This window comes from Falsiporphyromonas endometrii (assembly GCF_042654485.1).
GTDB classification, from domain to species: domain Bacteria; phylum Bacteroidota; class Bacteroidia; order Bacteroidales; family Porphyromonadaceae; genus Porphyromonas; species Porphyromonas endometrii.
The window spans coordinates 1-18,082 of the sequence record NZ_JBHSGO010000187.1; the positions used below are offsets into that span (position 1 = coordinate 1).

Here is an 18,082-nt window from a genome sequence, read left to right on the forward strand (position 1 = left end):
CCGGGCGGACGCCAATCCCCCCGGTGTTTTTCATGTCCGCCTGACGGATGAACAAAACAATGAAATGAAATGATTAATTTTGACTCAAAGATAAACCTCCTTTACACACTTTTTGGGATACTACCATACAAGCAGAAGCCTTATGGGACGACGGATTTTTCCTTTATGGATGGTTTTCTTTGTTGAAGAGCATTGAAAGATAGGCTGTCCGAGAAAACTCTGTACGATGTACAGCCAAGTACACAAGACAAATAATGCCGTTTAGTTAGGCGTGATGACAAGAGGTAGGGGATTCAAGCTTGTAAGTGTCACAATAGTTTTTATCGGCAATAATCAAGAATTGCTTTACATCCTGATAGGGGATTCAGTCGTGATTAACGGAATGGATTTGTGTGTAGTTTTATATCAAAATAAAAGCTCGTATAGAATGTTGATTGATTCTGTACGAGCTTTCTATTTAGAAGCCTGTGGAAGATCCTCCTCCTCCGCTGGATCCTCCTCCCCATCCACCACCGAAGTTGCCACTTCCAAATCCACCGCCACCTCTTCCGAAGAAAAAGTTGCTCATCATCGCACCTCCGATGAATGGCCAAGGATTGTTTTGGTCATTATCGTTGTTGTTATTTTTATGAAAAGTATATCTCAGTTTGTGCGTGTAACCACATCTTTGACAGTAGAAGGTTACCTCTTTTGTTCCTTTTCTTAGCCTGTAATCATAGTCAATGAGTTCTGGTTTACTTTTTATAATCTGTCCTTTAGTACTACAATTGGGGCAGGGAAGTTGGGACAGACTTTTTGCTTTGATCTTTCTTACTATTGAGTATGCAATCACAGCAAAAGGAAGGAAAATAAATGGGACATAGCTTTTCTCTTTTTCAATAAAGACTGCAAAAGGATCTTGTGATTTGGATTTACTGAAAAGATTATTTTTGACTATACCTATGGCACTAAGGATGCCGAGAGCTATCCAAATAAATAGTAGTATAAGCATCAGCTCACCAAGACTTCCGTCTGTATTATTGTTGTTTGAGAGTTTGCCATCTTCTTTTGTGAGGTGTTTTTCAATTTCTATCAATCCATACTCGAGAGCATTGTACCATTGACCTTTTTTTGCGTATGGGACCATTGTCTTAGTTTGGATCAACTTACAGTAGGCATCCGGAAGTGTCCCTTCCAAACCATATCCTGTCTCGAATGATATATTTCTTTGTCCTTTACCGGTCACAAGGAGTATAAGAAGTCCATTGTCTTTGTCTTTATTTCCCAGATGAAAGTAATTGAATAGTTCGGTAGCAAACTCTTTGGCTGTGGCTGTTCCTTTGTAATGAGGAATGATTACTATGGCAATCTCAACACCGGTCGAATCCCTTAGCTCTTGTACCATCCTATCGAGATCGTTGCACTCTTGAAGAGTAAGTTGTTTTTCAGGGTCACTGACATACCTTCTATAGTCAGACAATTGTACATTGGGAATATCTTTTACACCATACGCATCTTGTCCTTTTGCAGCTACTGCAAAGAGGAATACCAAGAGAAACCCTAAGATTATTTTAATCTTCTTCATACTTAGAATATATCAATGAATATGGTTGAAAGGAAAGAGTCCGATATAGATATTTCAAATTGGAAAGTTATTTTCAAAACTCAACCTTTGGAGCCTTTTGAGCTTGCTCTTCAGATTTGAAGTAATCGACTTTTGAGAAACCAAATAGTCCGGCTACTATGTTGTGAGGGAACTTTCTGAGGTAAGTATTGTATTCATTAACCATGTCGTTGTATCTCTTTCTTTCGACTGAAATACGATTTTCTGTTCCCTCTATTTGTGCTTGAAGCATCTGGAAATTTTCATTTGCCTTTAGATCCGGATACTTTTCGACCACTACCATCAATCGACTTAGCGCCTGGCTAAGTTCACCTTGAGCATCATAAAACTGCTTCATGTCAGTGCTATTCATGTTTTTAGGATCGATATGTATAGATGTTGCTTTGCTTCTGGCCTCAACTACTTGCTGAAGAGTTTCTTTCTCGTGTGATGCATATCCCTTTACTGTATTGACAAGATTTGGGATAAGATCGCTTCTTCTCTGATATTGATTTTCTACTTGTGACCAAGCAGCCTTTGTAGACTCATCGTATTTAACAAGTTTGTTATAGTCGTTTAAAAACAATCCACCTACTAAAATGATAATTGTGATGATTGCAATCACTAAAGTATTCTTCTTCATGACTAAATGTTTTTAATATTGAGGTTATTTATGACAAAAGTAATAATTAATAGTGGACTGAATAGCCATATTAACCGGATAGTGGAGCGATGGATCTCTTTTGTGTAACAGCCTAAAGTCAATTGTCCGTTATTCCTCTATGCAAAAAAGGAACTTATCTGAAGCATCATATGCTATGACAAGTCCCTTTGATTTAATGTCTTAAGCTGATTATAGCTGTTTGATTATTTTACTTCCATTACTTGAGAGATTGATAACTCCCTCTTGGATTTACTACAGCACTATGTTTACCTCCGGAGAGACTACACAATTTTCTACATCCTATAATAGCTTCAAAATGAACTGCAACCATTATAGATTTAACTATTAGGTTGCTTGTCTTATGGAGGTGTGATTACTTATAAAATGTTTTGTTGAATCTGCTGTATTCCGGTCTTTTGAGTATGTGTCTTTTCCACCAAGCCTCAATATATCCTGTTCCGTATCCTGTAAGTTGTATAAATGCTGCAGGAATGGACAGTATTCCTATTATAAGGGATTTGTTTTTAATAGTGCTGTCTATAAGAAGTAGCAACATATAGATTGCCGGAAAGATCAATAAGATAGGGAAGAATATGGATAGGATGAGTATTGCTATCAAGCCTACTGTAAATACCGAAGGTAGAAGATGTACCAATTTTGTTGATCCGGGATGTCTTAATTCAAGATTGACTCTTGCTATTCCTGAGTTATGTACTTGTTTGAAAAATTTCTTAAAGTCTACTCTCCTCTTATGAAAGACATAGGCATTGGGAAATAGAGACACTTTGCATCCCATTTCGAATAGTCTAAGACTAAAGTCTATATCTTCTCCAAATCTCATATCTTCTGAAAAGCCGTTGAGTTTGTCAAAGACATCCCTTTTGCAACCCAAATTGAAACTTCTGGGATAAAACTTATCGAGTTTTTTCTTACCTCCTCTGATACCTCCGGTGGTAAAGAAGCCGGTCATCGAATAATTGATTGCTTTTTGTATCGGAGTAAAATCATTCGATGCTGCATCCGGTCCTCCAAATGCATCGGAATGGGTGGTATCGATACCTTTGTATACCTCCTCTATGTATTGCTCGGGCAATATTACATCGCTGTCTAATACAATAAGATAGTCGCCATTGGCCAATTTTGCGCCTGTGTTTCTTGCTTTTGAAGGTCCGGAGTTGGGAATAACCTTGTATTGTATGGTCATATCATGCTGATACTTATTGACCTGATCAAGGCATGTTATAGCAGATCCGTCTTCAATAATAATGACTTCAAAATCCTTGTTTGTTTGGCGAGTCAGACTTCTCAGGAGGTCTTCCACCTCCTGAGGTCTGTTGTATACCGGTATTATAAGTGATAGCACAGTATATGTCCTCCTAATTTATAAGTTTAGAGAGACCATTCTGCACCGTCCTTAGTATCCTTAATCTTAAAGCCTAAAGCGGTCAATTCGTCTCTAATCTTATCACTTGTAGCCCAATCTTTGTTGCTTTTTGCTTGAGCTCTAATATTGAGTAACAAGTCTACAGCCTTAGAAAATGCCTCTTGAGATGAGTGATCTCCTTCTTGGTTTTTGACAAGTCCCAATACATCGAACAGATATGTTCTAAAGGTCTTTTTCAATGACTCAATTTGCTCTTTGGTCATCTTTGCTTGTCCATTGTGAACGGCATTGATAGCTTTCGTTGCTTCAAATAGTGCTGCAAGTACCTTCGGCGTGTTGAGGTCATCATTCATAGCCTCATCACAATCCTTTTGTAGACTGTCACAATTTGTGGTAGACTCTTCAGAAGCCTTAAGACCATCTAACAATGCCTCGGCTTCCCATAAGCGATCAAGAGCTTTTTCTGCCGCTTGTAGTGCTTCGTTTGAGAAGTCCACTGTACCTCTATAGTGTGCCCCCAGGATGAAGAAGCGAATAGTCATTGGGGCATAAGCTTGTGCCAAAGATTCATGCTCTCCTGTGAAGAACTGCTCGAGGGTGATAAAGTTGCCAAGGCTCTTACCCATCTTCTGACCATTGACGGTAATCATATTGTTGTGCATCCAATAGCGTACCATTTCTTTGCCTTGTGATGCCACGGCTTGTGCAATTTCGCACTCATGGTGTGGAAACACAAGGTCCATGCCACCGCCGTGGATATCGAAGCTATCTCCCAGGTACTTTCTTCCCATTGCTGTACATTCACAGTGCCATCCCGGGAAGCCGTCACTCCAAGGACTTGGCCACCTCATAATGTGTTCGGGTTGAGCTTTTTTCCAAAGGGCAAAGTCGAGGGGTTGGCGTTTTTCGTCTTGCCCGTCAAGAGTCCTGGTATTGCTGAGCATATCTTCGATGTTTCTTCCGCTGAGAATACCATATCTATGGTCTTTATTATACTTCTCAACATCGAAGTAAACAGATCCTTTGCTTTCGTAAGCATAGCCATTGTCGAGGATCTGCTTAACCAATGCTATTTGCTCGATGATATGACCGGAAGCCATTGGCTCTATGCTTGGGGGAAGTACTCCCAACATATCCATTTCGCGGTGGTATCTCGTTAGATAATATTGAACCACCTCCATTGGTTCTATCTTTTCAAGTCTTGCCTTTTTTGCAATCTTGTCTTCTCCATCGTCGGCATCATGCTCTAAGTGACCGACATCGGTAATATTTCTAACATATCGTACTTTGTAACCTAAATGTCTTAGGTATCTTACGAGTACATCAAAAGTGATTGCAGGTCTTGCATGACCTAAGTGTGCATCTCCATAGACGGTAGGTCCACATACATATAGCCCTACAAATGGTTCATGAAGTGGGACAAACTGTTCTTTCTTTCTACTTAATGTATTGTAGATATGTAAGGGATGTTGCATAATAAATTGATATTTAAGTCTTTGTTATTTCTTTAAATCTTGCTCTTTATATTTGAAGAAGATAGAGAATAGGATTGCAATAACAAGTGCATAACCGGCGAATATAAACCATACGGGTTGCCAATTAGTAACTTTATCTGATGTAAACATTTCCACTACTTTACCTGACGCAAAGCCACCTATGATAGCACCGATACCGTTTGTCATAATCATAAAGAGTCCTTGTGCTGCTCCTCGAATACTTGCATCCGTCTCTTTTTCCACAAACAAACTTCCTGATATATTGAAGAAGTCAAATGCCATTCCATATACTACCATTGACAATATGAGGAAGATAAAACCACTTCCCGGGTTGCCAATACCGAATAATCCAAACCTTAATACCCAGGCAATCATGCTCATAATCATTACTTTCTTGATACCATATCTTCCAAGGAAAAATGGAATGGCAAGAATAAACAAGGTCTCAGACATCTGAGAGAGAGATAAAAGAACATTTGGATGCTGTACTGCAAATGAATCTGAATATTCTGATGCAAAGCTATCCAAGAATGGATTGCCAAAAGTATTTGTAATCTGTAATGCTGCTCCTAAAAGCATTGAAAATATAAAGAAGATAGCCATCTTCTTCTGTTTGAATAATACAAAAGCATTCAACCCAAGAGCATCCACAATGCTTTTCTTTTTAGATTGATCTTTGTTGGGAGGACAGCATGGTAAACAGCAAATAGCATATATTCCCAATACAGCTGCCGCTACCGCAGCAATATACAATTGTGCATTGGAACGGTCACTACCACTTAGATCGACAAGCCACATGGCACAAATGAAGCCTACTGTACCCCATACACGAATGGGTGGAAATTCTTTTACCACATCCATGTTTGCTTTTCCCATTGCGTTATATGCAACTGTATTGACGAGGGCAATCGTTGGCATATAGCACATACATAATAGGAGCATCAAAGGATACATTCCACCGAAACTGGTGGTCCTGGTGAGTGCAATCAGAATACATGCACCAATGAGATGGAGTATACCTAATAGCTTCTCAGCGTTGATATACTTGTCAGCGATAATACCTACTACTCCCGGCATAAACAATGACGCTATTCCCATAGTAGCGTAGATACTTCCTACTTGCATACCTCTGAAATGCAGTGTAGACATCATATATCCGCCAAGTGAGATAAGCCATGATCCCCATACGAAGAATTGGAGATAGTTCATGACAGTAAGTTGGAGTTTTAGCTTACTTTTTTGCATAACTATTAGAGCTTATTGTCTTATAAATTATAAAGGTTGATTTTTAATGACGACTTGATATATAAAAATATTCAGACATGATAAGGTACTCGACCTTGTCTTGTCTGAATATATCTGCTTGATTTAGTTATAAGCTGTTGTTATGATTCCTATTTTTAGTCCATTCTTTCCCATATAAAGCTTCACTGCCGATGGAAAGATGAAGTTATCTATAGATACGGTCTCTTCGACATTTCCATAATAACCTGTTTTCTTAAACATTCTCCTTGTGGGGATCAAGTACATGACCAAGTCTTTGTTCACAACTTTCTGTCCCTTATCTATTTCTGTGTGTTTAGATAGGTGTGCATCTATCATTCTGGCAATATTGCCAAATCGGTAATTCCTTTCTTGTACAGAATAGTCGTTGGATATGTATGTGGTACGAGACTCAGTCTTGTCTGTTAATTGATTCTCAAAGAATGTCTTTACTGAGTCGGCAGGTAACAATACCAGAGTTTTTGGCGGGTTTAGTATAACCTTATTATCCATTTGCTCTGTTTCGATGCTTAAGATAGCTTGATTGACCACTCTTTTGGATTGTTTGTTCCCTTTTACAAGCTTGCTTAGATCCTCTTTTTTAAGTACCAGTTTGGTAATAACTCCGGCTGGTGACTTTATGAATGTAGTATTGCCTTGCCCCTCCTTGATCAGCTTTTCATTGCCTTCATAAATAAAGTGGTTGACCAAAACTTGTTGTTTGGTGTTTGCAAAAGACTCATAGTCGTTCATCCAGCCAATTGAGTCTTGACCATCTTTGTTTTTGTATGTATGCTTGTGTTGATAATAAATATCTACACGGTTGTTGTAAATGCTGATAATATTACCTGTACCGGTTGTTGTCGTCACATACAAACCTCCAAGCACATTTTTATAAAAGGATTGGTCGGTTGCAAATGCCTCAGGGTTTGTCAGACTTAGCTGATAGATCTTTTGTCCCAATGCTTTGGGTAGTCTAATTTTAAGCTCGTGAGCACCTCTCTTGTCTGCCGGCTGATATGTTTGTGCTCCCAAAAACACTTTATCCTTAATTAATTTGCTTATGTCGGTAGAGTAATGATTGTTGGGAAGAGGTTCCTTAATTTCAAATGCCGAGGCTCTCAGCCATGCTGTAGAGTCTCCAGCAGTTGCTCCATATGAAATTACAAGGTTGATTGAGTCGATCTTTCCGTCTCTGGGCTCCTCTTTAAACTTAAATCCTCTTGCTCCTTGAAGTTGAGCTATGTAGTCTGTTTTGAGATGTCCATATACCGGATCTTGTAAATCTCCCAATAAGGTGTACGTGGAGTGACTAAAGATACTATCAGAAAGTATTGTTGATGCTTCGATATGGAGGGAGTCCATCCTTGCATCAACTTTGTCAATGGCCGGGCTAAGTGATTCGCCCACCTCTGATACATTGTCATTGCAGCCTGCCATGACTGCAAGAAGCCCTACTAATAATAGTAGGTTGAAAAGCTGCTTCTTCATCAATTATTTTTCTAATACTTCGTCGTAGAATTTTCTGTATGCTTCAGCGGGATCACCATCTTGATAGTCAAGTACAGGTTTCTTCCCTACATAAGAGTTTTTGATTTCTGCCAACTCATCATTTAGTGTTTCTGAGCCCTGGATGATACCATCTGCATATTCACAAGCTAAGTGATGTAGCGCATTGGCATCTGTTTTTCCATCCATTACTTTTACCATGTCTTCTGTAATCTTGTCGAATGCAAGCTTTTTGAAGAGGGTTTCCGGAAGTTCTACCGGTCTTGGTTCGTCATAGATAGAATAGACAACCTTAGCTTTTGAGAAGCAAGGATCGTCATGATACATCTTTTTTAGATAGATGGCTGTCAGTGCTGAAAATGCACCTGTACAATGAACGACATCAGGTATCCAACGAAGTTGTTTGATAGCCTCTAAAGATCCTCTGACAAAGAAAATTGAACGTTCATCGTTGTCTTTAAACATTCCTTCTTTACCTGAGAATTTGCTTTTTCTTTTGAAGAAATCGTCGTTGTCTACAAAATAGACTTGAATCCTGGCTTGAGTGATACTTGCCACCTTAATGATAAGAGGGTGGTCTGTATCATCAATAATTAGATTAAGACCGGATAGTCTAATGACTTCATGAAGTTGATTTCTTCTTTCGTTAATCAAGCCATAGCGAGGCATGAATATTCTCACTTCGTCACCAAGCTCCTGAATGCTTTGTGGTAGGTTTCGAGCTAATTTAGCCATTGCTGTCTCCGGCATGTAGGGAGAGATTTCTTGTGAGATGTAAAGTATTTTCTTGTTGTCCATATTTCGCTACGTTACAATTTGTTCTTTACAAAGGTACTAAATATTAACGAGATGCTTACCACATAAGCACAAAGTTAAGGTTATAGCCTTTGGTATTCTTCTTCAAGTTCATAAGATATTTTGGTGGGAGCCGGCCCTCATTGCAAAATAGATTGGTTTTTGTTACATTGGCCGTTGATATAAAACAAGATTCATGGAGATAAGCATATTACTTACCATACTCTTAATTGTTATTTTACTTGGCGGATTGTTCCTCCAAGGGGGTAAGGTATTTCTTATGTCTGAGGAGGAAATGGATCTCTTCTCAATGATCAAATACAATCTTATAAGTGGTCTTCATGATCGGGCTGTGAAGCTCGTAAGAAGAGACTCTTATATGTTAAATACTGTTATTCTGATTGATGCTCAAAAGGCGGCACAATCAACCATCATTCAACTTCAAAATCACAACTTCCGGGGTTAGGGTTACCTGACCTTTTTACCGACTTCGCCTGTTTTATAGTACGAAACAGGCTTTATTTATGCGCTATTTTAACAAATAAGGTCGCGCGAGAAGCAATCTATTCTCGCGCGACTTTCGATCCGTTGTCGCGCGACCTTGACATACGAAGTCGCGCTACTTCAAGTGCAACCTCGCGCGGGGTTAGGTTCAAGGTAGCGCGAGAATGGATTGCAAGTCGCGCGACCTTCCAAAAAGAGCAGCTTGAAAGCTATTTTTAAGTCGCCGAAGGTCAATTTAAAAATAGCTTTAATGTAATTTAACACATAGCAGTAGCGATAAATTACTCTCCCTTAATTCTTTTGTATGATTTATGCCCTTTTTGACGTCAAATAACGGCTCTTTTGAGACAGAATAACCGCTTAATATATTTACATTATTTAGCTAATTGACTTATGTTTAAGCAAAAATCTACTGTCTTGTCTTTCGTTTTACGACGACTATTTAATGAGTAAATGAGAGTCGAAATTTAGATTGTTTTCTTCGAATCGTTGATGCCGTCTTTTATCTCACCTTTCAGAGCTTTGTCAAGATATTTGTTTTCTTTTTCAATCTTAGTTCTTTCTCTTTTAAGACGAAACCTATTTGCATAGCATTGAGCTATTTCGATTGTATTGCTCATTTTATCGGTTAAGTTGGGACTAAGTCTGATTGATATGCCTGTTTTTTGTCCATTTCTGATGTATTCACACTTCAGACCATTCTTTCTATCTTTTGCCTTTTTTATGAAGTTAAATACTTCGCTAATGGAGTCCGGATAAGTTACTATCTCGTATTGTTTACCACCGCTTTTATATCTGTAGTTTAATCCTTTATCATATTTCACCTGAGGAAGATTGATCTCTTCATTCGAATTAGTTTCATTGATTTTAATTGATGTATGATTGATAGGAGATCCTACATAGGTAGAGGTTATCGTAACCCTTCCGATTGTATCGGTAGAAATGCTGATTGCGTTTTTTGTAATATTTGCCTGCGGTATAAATTCTCTATAGTACATTCTGATACCTTCTACCATTTCATTTGCTTTGAATGCAAGCATCTGAGGTTCATAGAGATCTATAATTTTCTGGCAGCTGTCCAAGGTTGCATTGATGGTGTCCAGTCTATTTTCGTTGTATTTTATCCTTGCTTCTCTTCTAATTTTGAGTGCTTCTTTTCTAAGTTCTATATTGGTAATTGCCAGGGTGTCTATCTGCTTGGCTAATGATACAGCTTGCGCAAATTGTCCATTATCGTAAGCTGTCTGAGCCTCTTGAAGGATTTCTTTGGCTCCTTTATCTTTTGAACAAGACAACGATGATAAGGTTATCATAATTCCCAACAATATGGGCCAAATGCTGATTGTTTTCATATTCTTCTTTCTTTGTAAATATTAAGAGGTTACCCATCATTGAAGACGAGTAACCTCTTAGTAGATTAATTAAGAAACCATTCTGAATCTGTTGAGGATAAGCTCTATCGTCAAAACAGTTTCAAGCGATTAAATTGCTTTTCTTTTGATTACATGCATCTTCTGCTGCAATTCTTCGAAGCTTTAGAACAAGAGTTTTTGCAAGCTTTCTTTGTCTTGTTACATTGTTTTGAATCCTTTGTACAGTTGTTATCACATGCCTTCTTGCATTCTTTTCCATCTTTTTGGCATGACATTGAAGCGTGTGATGCTACAGGATCCTTGATCAAATTGAGTTCTTTGATTAGTCTTTCACATTTACCCCAGCGATCAATCATGAATAGTACATATCTGATATCAACATTGATGGTTCTTTGTAGGTCCGGATCAAATTCGATATCACCTGACATAGCTTCCCAGTTACCATCAAATGCCAATCCGATTAGGCGACCATTCTTGTCGAATACCGGAGATCCTGAATTACCTCCTGTAATGTCGTTTGTAGACAAGAAGCAGGTTCTAATTGTTTTTTTGCAACCATAAGGTTTGAAGTTGCCGGCTCTCAGAAGGTTCAAAATATCGTCCTGTACAGCAAATTCGTCACTGTTAGGATCTTGTTTTTCAAGAACGCCCCTCTGAGTTGTATAATAGTCATACCATACTCCATCTCTTGGAGAATATCCCTTTACTTCACCGTAGCTCATACGCATCGTGAAGTTGGCATCACTTGGATATAAGAAGTCGGGATTCATCTCTCTTCTTCCTGCGAAGTAGAGACGCTTACCCTTTTCGATAGAACCTTGGTATTCAGTTACACTATTTTGTATATCGATTGCTGTTTTGAGTACGGATTCTGCCAATACAATCGCCGGGTCGTTGGTGATTAACTTTTGAAGTTTCTTTTCCGGAAGATTGCTTGCTGCCATGAGTTTATCTTTGAATGGCATTACTGAATTTGCAAATACATACTTTGCATAAGCATCGCAATCACCCTTAAACTTCTTATCTATATACTTGTAAATATCTGGTAGTTTTTCTGCTGGAAGGTGTTTCCTAAGAACAGTAAGCATGGCTCCAAGAACTTTTTCATCGAGGCTTGGCACATAGTCTTTGTAGATTTCTTGATCCATATATGCCAAGATTTGTTCTTTGCGTGCTTGATCTTCAAGAGCTTGTTTGCCAAATCTTGCTATCCTAACAATTTCTGTACCGCCGAACATAGACTCATACATATAGTTAAGTTCTTTGGACAATTCTCCTGATTCCGCATATGCCTTTTTAAGGTCGCTCAGAACGCCTCTATACTGATCCTTATTTTGCGCCCATTTGTCGAATGCCTGTTCTTCAGCTCTCTTGTTGTCAAGTACTCCCAATGCTACGAGAGCCTTGTTCATACCAATTGAATTTTTCCAGTAGTTAGCTGAGCGAGCATATTTAGAAGCGTACTTGATTCGAGTAGCTTGGTCTGCAAGCATATCCTTTTTCCAGATAGCTTGTTTGATACCTCTCACCTCAATACGTGGTTCGTTTTCATTGTACATTCTGTTCTCAACTCCCCATGATGTAAGGTAGCGGTCTGTGCTACCGGGGTAACCGATAGTCATAGCATAGTCACCCGGCTTGTAGCCATTCATAGAAACCGCTGCATAATATACAGGTGTGTAAGGCTTATTGTTTGCATTGTAATCTGCAGGTTGGTTATTTTGGTCTGCATACACTCTGAAGACAGAGAAGTCTCCTGTATGGCGAGGCCACATCCAGTTGTCTGTATCGCCACCAAACTTACCTACACTGCTGGGTGGAGCAAATACCATTCTGACATCACTAAATACATCATAAACAAGCAAGAAATATTCATTGTTTGTGTAGAAAGGAACGACCTTAGCTTCTTGATGAGGCTTAGCATACTTCTTTGCTATTTCAGCACCAATTGCATCTGCCTTTTTGATGCGTTCAATTTCATCTTTGACATCGCCAAGTTTGCTTACAACTTCATTAGTTACATTTTCTACTTTTCGTAGATAACGAACTTGAAGTCCGGGTATGGGAAGCTCTTCCTCATAAGATTGAGATACAAAACCATCTTTTAGATAGTCATGATCAACAGAGCTCTGGCTTTGAATTGCATCATAGCCACAGTGATGATTGGTGAAAATGAGACCGGTGTTGGATACTGTGATACCGGTACAACCGCCTCCGAATATTACTACTGCATTGGCTACAGAAGGCTTGTCAAGACTGTAAAGAGAATCTACAGGCAAGGTAAAGCCAAGTTCTTTCATGCGCTCAATGTTCTGTTTTCTAAGCTCAGCAAGGATCCACATACCCTTGTCTGCCTTAGCAAGCGGAGCAAAACTCATCAGCATAACAGCTGAGAGCAAGAGTTTCTTGATATTCATTCTTTTAACTTTTAGGTTATAATATACTTCGCAAAGATAAGGTTTTAGTTATGACTTTACTCCATCTTAAAGGACATAATAAAGTGGCTGTGTCAAAACTTTACACGCATCGCATCAACTATCATTTGTAAAAAAACAAGGGGCTGCGCCAAATGGAATTTTGACACAGCCCCTTTTATTTTCTAATAAGATTCGTGTAAGATCTTATTAGTGCTTGTTTCTTTCGTGACGAGCAAGATCTTTAGGCTCGATAGCGAGTTGTTCGCCGGCAAGAAGTGCTGCTACACCTTCTTTGCGTTTCTTTTCGCAATCTTCGCAGTGGCAGTCTTCGTGATACTCTTCGGGTTCTGTATAAGTTGTGATAACGCCTTCATAGTTTCTTAGTACCACTCTGTGTGGGCTTTGAGATACTACATAGTTAGGCATTACCGGGATCTTACCTCCACCACCGGGAGCATCTACTACGAATGTTGGTACTGCATATCCTGATGTATGTCCACGAAGATTCTCGATGATCTCGATACCTTTAGATACCGGTGTTCTGAAGTGTCCGATACCTTGTGAAAGGTCGCATACATAGATGTAGTAAGGTCTTACGCGAATCTTTACAAGTTCGTGTACGAGCTTCAACATTACGTTTGAGCAGTCGTTGATACCTCTAAGCAATACTGTTTGGTTGCCAAGTGGAATACCAGCATTAGCCATTCTTTCGCACGCTTCTTTGCTCTCTTTGGTTACTTCATTGGGGTGGTTGAAGTGTGTGTTGAGCCATACCGGGTGGTATTTAGACAACATTTCAACAAGCTCCGGAGTAATTCTCTGAGGGCAAACAACCGGTGTGCGGCTACCAATACGAACAATTTCTACGTGAGGAATCTCTCTAAGTTTCTTGATGATATATTCGAGTCGGTTATCACTAACCAAAAGTGCATCACCACCTGAAAGGAGTACGTCTCTTACTTGTGGTGTGTTGCGGATATATTCGATGCATTTGTCAATGCGTTCTGTTGGAGACTGATCGTCTTTTTGACCTGCAAAACGTCTTCTTGTACAGTGGCGACAGTACATTGAGCACATGTCTGTAATTAGGAAGAGTACACGGTCAGGATATCTGTGTGTCAGGCCCGGTACAGGCGAGTCTGAATCTTCATGAAGTGGATCTAAAAGGTCTGCATCTGATGTTACAAGTTCTTGAGCTGTAGGAATAGCTTGCTTACGAACCGGATCATGAGGATTGTCAGGATCAATTAGTGATAAATAGTACGGTGTGATGGCCATTCTGATAGTCTTAAGAGACTCTCTAACACCATCTTCTTCTTCTGGGGTAAGCTTTACGTATTTCTTAAGCTCATCTAAGGTCTCAATACGATTGCGAACTTGCCAATGCCAGTCGTTCCAATCTTTATCTGAGACATTTGGAAAATAGTACGATCTTCTACTTTCGTTCATAACAATATTGGATTTTAGGAAGGGAATACGAGTTTTAGGTCCGGTCATAATTAGTCTTGAGCAAGTAAAACTATTTTGTCTCGAGCAAGATAAGACATTATGGAAGTGACCCTCCCTTCTCTGTGAATAATCTAATCGCTTATCCCGGGGGCAAAGTCATTGATAAACCAACCGAGATGTTTTTTAGTCTTGCCACTCTCCTAGGCGCCAGGAATCCTAAACTAAAGATGTCAATTGCCGGGCGTATAAACACAAAATATCCTAGGCTCCTAAGAGCTTCGGATATTTTGTTATAGGTGAATGACGCTGTTTTCATTGGATCTTCAACCTTAAGATTCAGCTGATACTGAATGATTAAGCATAAAGTTCTGTGAAAATTTTGCGTAGCTTTTCGCTTTCTCTGAGTTCCTGAAGTGTGATTTCAGCATGACCCTTTGTATAGCCATTACCGATAAGCATCTTCACGTCGCTACCTACACCTTCAGCACCAAGAGCTGCCTTTGTGAAGCTTGTAGCCATTGAGAAGAAGTATACAGTACCGGTATTCTTTGTACAAAGGATAGATGTCATTTCTGTATCAGGAATGTTTACGTTATTGATACAAACATCTACCATTTCGCCACCTGTAAGTTCTGCAATCTTTTCCATTACAGGAACAGGTTGTGTAGCGTCTGCTGCAAATACTACATCAGCAAAGCCAAGGTCTTGAAGTCTCTTTGTAGATCTTTCGCTGTGGCAAAGACCGATTACCTTACCTGTAACGCCTGCACGCTTTTGTGCTTCGTAGCAGCAAAGCATACCTGACTTACCACCTGCACCGATTACGAGTACAGTGTCGCCCGGTTGAACAAGCTTAGCTGTCTGAGCAGGAGCACCTGCAACGTCAAGAGCAGAAAGAGCCAACTTTTCAGGAAGGTCTGTTGGGATCTTAGCATAGATACCACTTTCGAATAGGATAGCTTTACCCTTGATGTCTACTTGGTCTACATCAGGACGAATTTCAAGGATTTCGTCAATTCTAAGTGGTGTAAGTGAAAGAGAAACCAAAGTAGCAATCTTATCACCAACCTTAAGATCTGTTTTGCCTTCAAGAGCATCACCAATCTTTTCTACTGTACCAAGAAGCATACCGCCTGAACCTGTTACAGGATTTCTGTGCTTACCTTGTTTTTCTACAATACCGAACATGATCTTCTTAGCTTCTTCTACATCATGGCCAGCTTGTTCCCAGATTTGAGTAAAGCTTGCAGAGTCGATGTTAAGAGTCTGAACGTTGATCAAGATTTCGTTGTCGTAGATCTCGTCCATGTTGTTGTCGATCTTGTTCGCTGGTTGTGGTAGAACGCCTTTTGGTTCGATCACACGGTGTGTACCGTATCTATTACCTTTCTTTTGCATTGTTGTATTTGTTAAATAGGTTCTTAATTCAAATTTCCTCACTCAAGTTCAGTCTCAAATGAGGGGCGTAAAGGTACAAATTTGATTCGTTTAGTCCTTTTATTACCCTTACTTTTTATTTTTTAAGAGGTGGCAAGCTTAGTATTTGTCTTGCTTCTTCCGGGCTTGCAATAGGTCTTCCAAGTTCGTTGGCAATTCTTACTACCTTTTCTACAAGCTCTCCGTTGCTCTTAGCAAGTACACCGCGAGACAAATAAAGTCCATCTTCAAATCCCACGCGTACATTACCACCCATTACGATGGTTGGTGCAGCAAGTGTATATGCATGACGTCCGATACCTGTTGCTGTCCAAGTAGCATCAGCAGGAAGCGATTTTACAAGCCATACTAAGTTTTCTGTGGTTGCCGGTGTACATCCCGGTACTCCAAGGACGAAGTTAAATTGCATAGGACCTTCCGGAAGTTGTCCTTTTTTCTTCATCATAAGAGCTGTGTCGAGGTGTCCCATTTCGAAGCATTCGTATTCGGGTTTGATGTTGTTAGCAATCATTCTCTTACCGAATTCGCGAAGCATTGGCATATTATTTTCGAATACATCGTCACCAAAGTTGCATGTACCACAGTCCAAAGTAGCCATTTCTGGGAAAAGCTCTGTTGGCTGAAGGCGTTCTTCTGCTGTCATTCCTACAGCACCACCTGTTGATGGGATTAGAATAACATCAGGACAAGCCTCTCTGATAGCGTCCATACATACCTTAAATCTGTCTTTGCTTTGTGTCGGAGTACCATCGTCTTCTCTTACGTGAACGTGTACAACAGCAGCACCGGCATCGTATGCAGATTTAGCCTCTCTAACGATTTCTTCTACTGTATAAGGAACAGCAGGGTTCTGTTCTTTTGTTACTTCAGCGCCACAGATAGCCGCTGTAATGATTAGTTTTTCCATTGTGTAGTAATTTTAGGGGTTAATAACTAAGAAATAATTTTGAGCTTTAGCTCCGAACATTCGTTAGGTAACGATTATTTATGTTCGATGCGTTGGCACTTCTTAGGAACTACACATGTACCTGATGCCTTGCAAACAATGATAGGTTCTGGCAATACATCTGCAGCAGATGCGCTGATATCAGGGCGCGGAACGATTACTTTTCTTGCTTCAAACTCCATTTTGCGTGAAGAGTTTCCAACGCTTGTGATTCTTCCCACAGCTTCGATATAGTCTCCGGCATATACAGGAGCCAAGAATTCTACATTGTCATAAGCGCAGAAGAGTCCTTCGTCGCCGTCATTCATGATAAGTAGCTCTGTCGCTACGTCACCAAATAGTGCAAGCATATGAGCACCATCTACTAAATTACCTCCGTAATGAGCATCCTGCGAAGACATACGCAGTCTAATCATAGATTCTTTCATAATGTGAATTTATTATTGATCATTAAATTTGTTCCACACACCAAGATCTACTACTTATTTTGATCTTATATCACTGCAAAGATAAAACTAAAATAGTGAGCATCCTATTGTATATGAGTACAATTTGATGTGTTTTTCAATTAGTTATGAGGCGCTTAAAAAACTTAGATTAGCTTTTATGTTGGTTGTGCCTTACAAATTCTTTTTATATCTGCTTTATAGTTTCGTTTTATTTGAAAAGTATCAATGTTGCTTACTTTTTGGTTGTTGGTGATTGCCTTTTCTTCTTGTTCTCATCTATTCCTCTTTTTTTGTTCCTCTTTCTTATCATTAAGTGTTTATTTTTTAGTATCTTGGTCGTAGATACTTTTATCAAAAACCATGGAGATAATCATATTACTTACCCTGCTTTTATTTATCTGTTGGCTTGGCAGAGCACTCTTCCGGGCAGCAGAGTTGTGTCTCATTGGTAAGGAGCAAACAGGTTGCGGCAATGGTCTTTCTCGTGGGGCTGAGAAGCTCGTGATGAGAAACCTCTGTTTGTTAAATACTGTTGCCTTGTCTAATGCCCAAAAAGCGACTCAAACAACACCGATTCAACTTCAAAATCTCAAATTCGAGGGTTAGGGTCATCTGACCTTCTTATCGACTTTGCCCGTTTTGTTAGTACGAAACGGGCTTTATTTATGCGCTATTTTAACAAATAAGCTGGTAGTATCCCAAAAAGTGTGTAAAGGAGGTTTATCTTTGAGTCAAAATTAATCATTTCATTTCATTGTTTTGTTCATCCGTCAGGCGGACATGAAAAACACCGGGGGGATTGGCGTCCGCCCGG

14 protein-coding genes and 1 pseudogene are annotated in these 18,082 nt (G+C 39.5%); 2 read left to right on the forward strand and 13 right to left on the reverse strand.

Annotated elements, in window-relative coordinates:
• Nucleotides 1-457: 457 nt before the first annotated feature.
• The 7 genes from ACFO3G_RS06520 to ACFO3G_RS06550 form a co-directional block, all read right to left on the reverse strand.
• A complete protein-coding gene (locus ACFO3G_RS06520; protein WP_380079138.1) occupies nt 458-1,564 on the reverse strand; it encodes a TPM domain-containing protein in 1,107 nt (368 codons plus the stop codon).
• A 73-nt stretch (nt 1,565-1,637) separates the two neighbouring features.
• On the reverse strand, nt 1,638-2,225 hold the full coding sequence (locus ACFO3G_RS06525) for a LemA family protein (RefSeq protein WP_380079140.1): 588 nt from the start codon (nt 2,223-2,225) through the stop codon (nt 1,638-1,640).
• A gap of 394 nt (nt 2,226-2,619) precedes the next feature.
• Entirely contained in the window at nt 2,620-3,609 is a 990-nt protein-coding gene (locus ACFO3G_RS06530; RefSeq protein ID WP_380079142.1) for a glycosyltransferase, read from the reverse strand.
• A 26-nt stretch (nt 3,610-3,635) separates the two neighbouring features.
• A complete protein-coding gene (cysS, locus tag ACFO3G_RS06535; protein WP_380079144.1) occupies nt 3,636-5,105 on the reverse strand; it encodes a cysteine--tRNA ligase in 1,470 nt (489 codons plus the stop codon).
• 24 nt (nt 5,106-5,129) lie between these two features.
• A complete protein-coding gene (locus tag ACFO3G_RS06540; RefSeq protein WP_380079146.1) occupies nt 5,130-6,371 on the reverse strand; it encodes a nucleoside permease in 1,242 nt (413 codons plus the stop codon).
• A gap of 123 nt (nt 6,372-6,494) precedes the next feature.
• Entirely contained in the window at nt 6,495-7,880 is a 1,386-nt protein-coding gene (locus ACFO3G_RS06545) for a DUF4270 domain-containing protein (RefSeq protein ID WP_380079148.1), read from the reverse strand.
• A 3-nt stretch (nt 7,881-7,883) separates the two neighbouring features.
• Nucleotides 7,884-8,696 (reverse strand): glycogen/starch synthase, encoded by an 813-nt coding sequence (locus tag ACFO3G_RS06550; RefSeq protein WP_380079150.1) that lies wholly within the window; start codon nt 8,694-8,696, stop codon nt 7,884-7,886.
• 193 nt (nt 8,697-8,889) lie between these two features.
• Between ACFO3G_RS06550 and ACFO3G_RS06555 the strand changes: the two genes are divergently transcribed.
• Nucleotides 8,890-9,159: a hypothetical protein gene (locus ACFO3G_RS06555; RefSeq protein WP_380079152.1), complete on the forward strand. Its 270-nt coding sequence runs from the start codon at nt 8,890-8,892 to the stop codon at nt 9,157-9,159.
• Between the two features lie 505 nt (nt 9,160-9,664).
• Here ACFO3G_RS06555 and ACFO3G_RS06560 read toward each other — a convergent pair.
• The 6 genes and pseudogenes from ACFO3G_RS06560 to kal form a co-directional block, all read right to left on the reverse strand.
• Nucleotides 9,665-10,549 (reverse strand): outer membrane protein assembly factor BamD, encoded by an 885-nt coding sequence (locus tag ACFO3G_RS06560; RefSeq protein ID WP_380079154.1) that lies wholly within the window; start codon nt 10,547-10,549, stop codon nt 9,665-9,667.
• 323 nt (nt 10,550-10,872) lie between these two features.
• Nucleotides 10,873-12,987: pseudogene (locus tag ACFO3G_RS06565) on the reverse strand (S46 family peptidase); the annotation flags it as partial.
• Nucleotides 12,988-13,194: 207 nt separating this feature from the next.
• Nucleotides 13,195-14,436, reverse strand: coding sequence for a lysine 2,3-aminomutase (gene kamA, locus ACFO3G_RS06570; RefSeq protein WP_380079156.1), 1,242 nt, complete (start codon nt 14,434-14,436; stop codon nt 13,195-13,197).
• A gap of 354 nt (nt 14,437-14,790) precedes the next feature.
• Nucleotides 14,791-15,834 (reverse strand): L-erythro-3,5-diaminohexanoate dehydrogenase, encoded by a 1,044-nt coding sequence (kdd, locus tag ACFO3G_RS06575; RefSeq protein WP_380079157.1) that lies wholly within the window; start codon nt 15,832-15,834, stop codon nt 14,791-14,793.
• Between the two features lie 115 nt (nt 15,835-15,949).
• Complete coding sequence (kce, locus tag ACFO3G_RS06580; RefSeq protein ID WP_380079159.1) at nt 15,950-16,780, reverse strand: 3-keto-5-aminohexanoate cleavage enzyme; 831 nt, start codon at nt 16,778-16,780, stop codon at nt 15,950-15,952.
• 74 nt (nt 16,781-16,854) lie between these two features.
• The gene (gene kal / locus ACFO3G_RS06585; protein WP_380079161.1) at nt 16,855-17,247 is read right to left on the reverse strand and encodes a 3-aminobutyryl-CoA ammonia lyase; all 393 of its coding nucleotides are present in this window, start codon (nt 17,245-17,247) and stop codon (nt 16,855-16,857) included.
• A gap of 381 nt (nt 17,248-17,628) precedes the next feature.
• On the opposite strand from kal, the gene ACFO3G_RS06590 reads away from it, so the two are divergent.
• Nucleotides 17,629-17,874 (forward strand): hypothetical protein, encoded by a 246-nt coding sequence (locus ACFO3G_RS06590; RefSeq protein ID WP_380079163.1) that lies wholly within the window; start codon nt 17,629-17,631, stop codon nt 17,872-17,874.
• Nucleotides 17,875-18,082 lie beyond the last annotated feature (208 nt).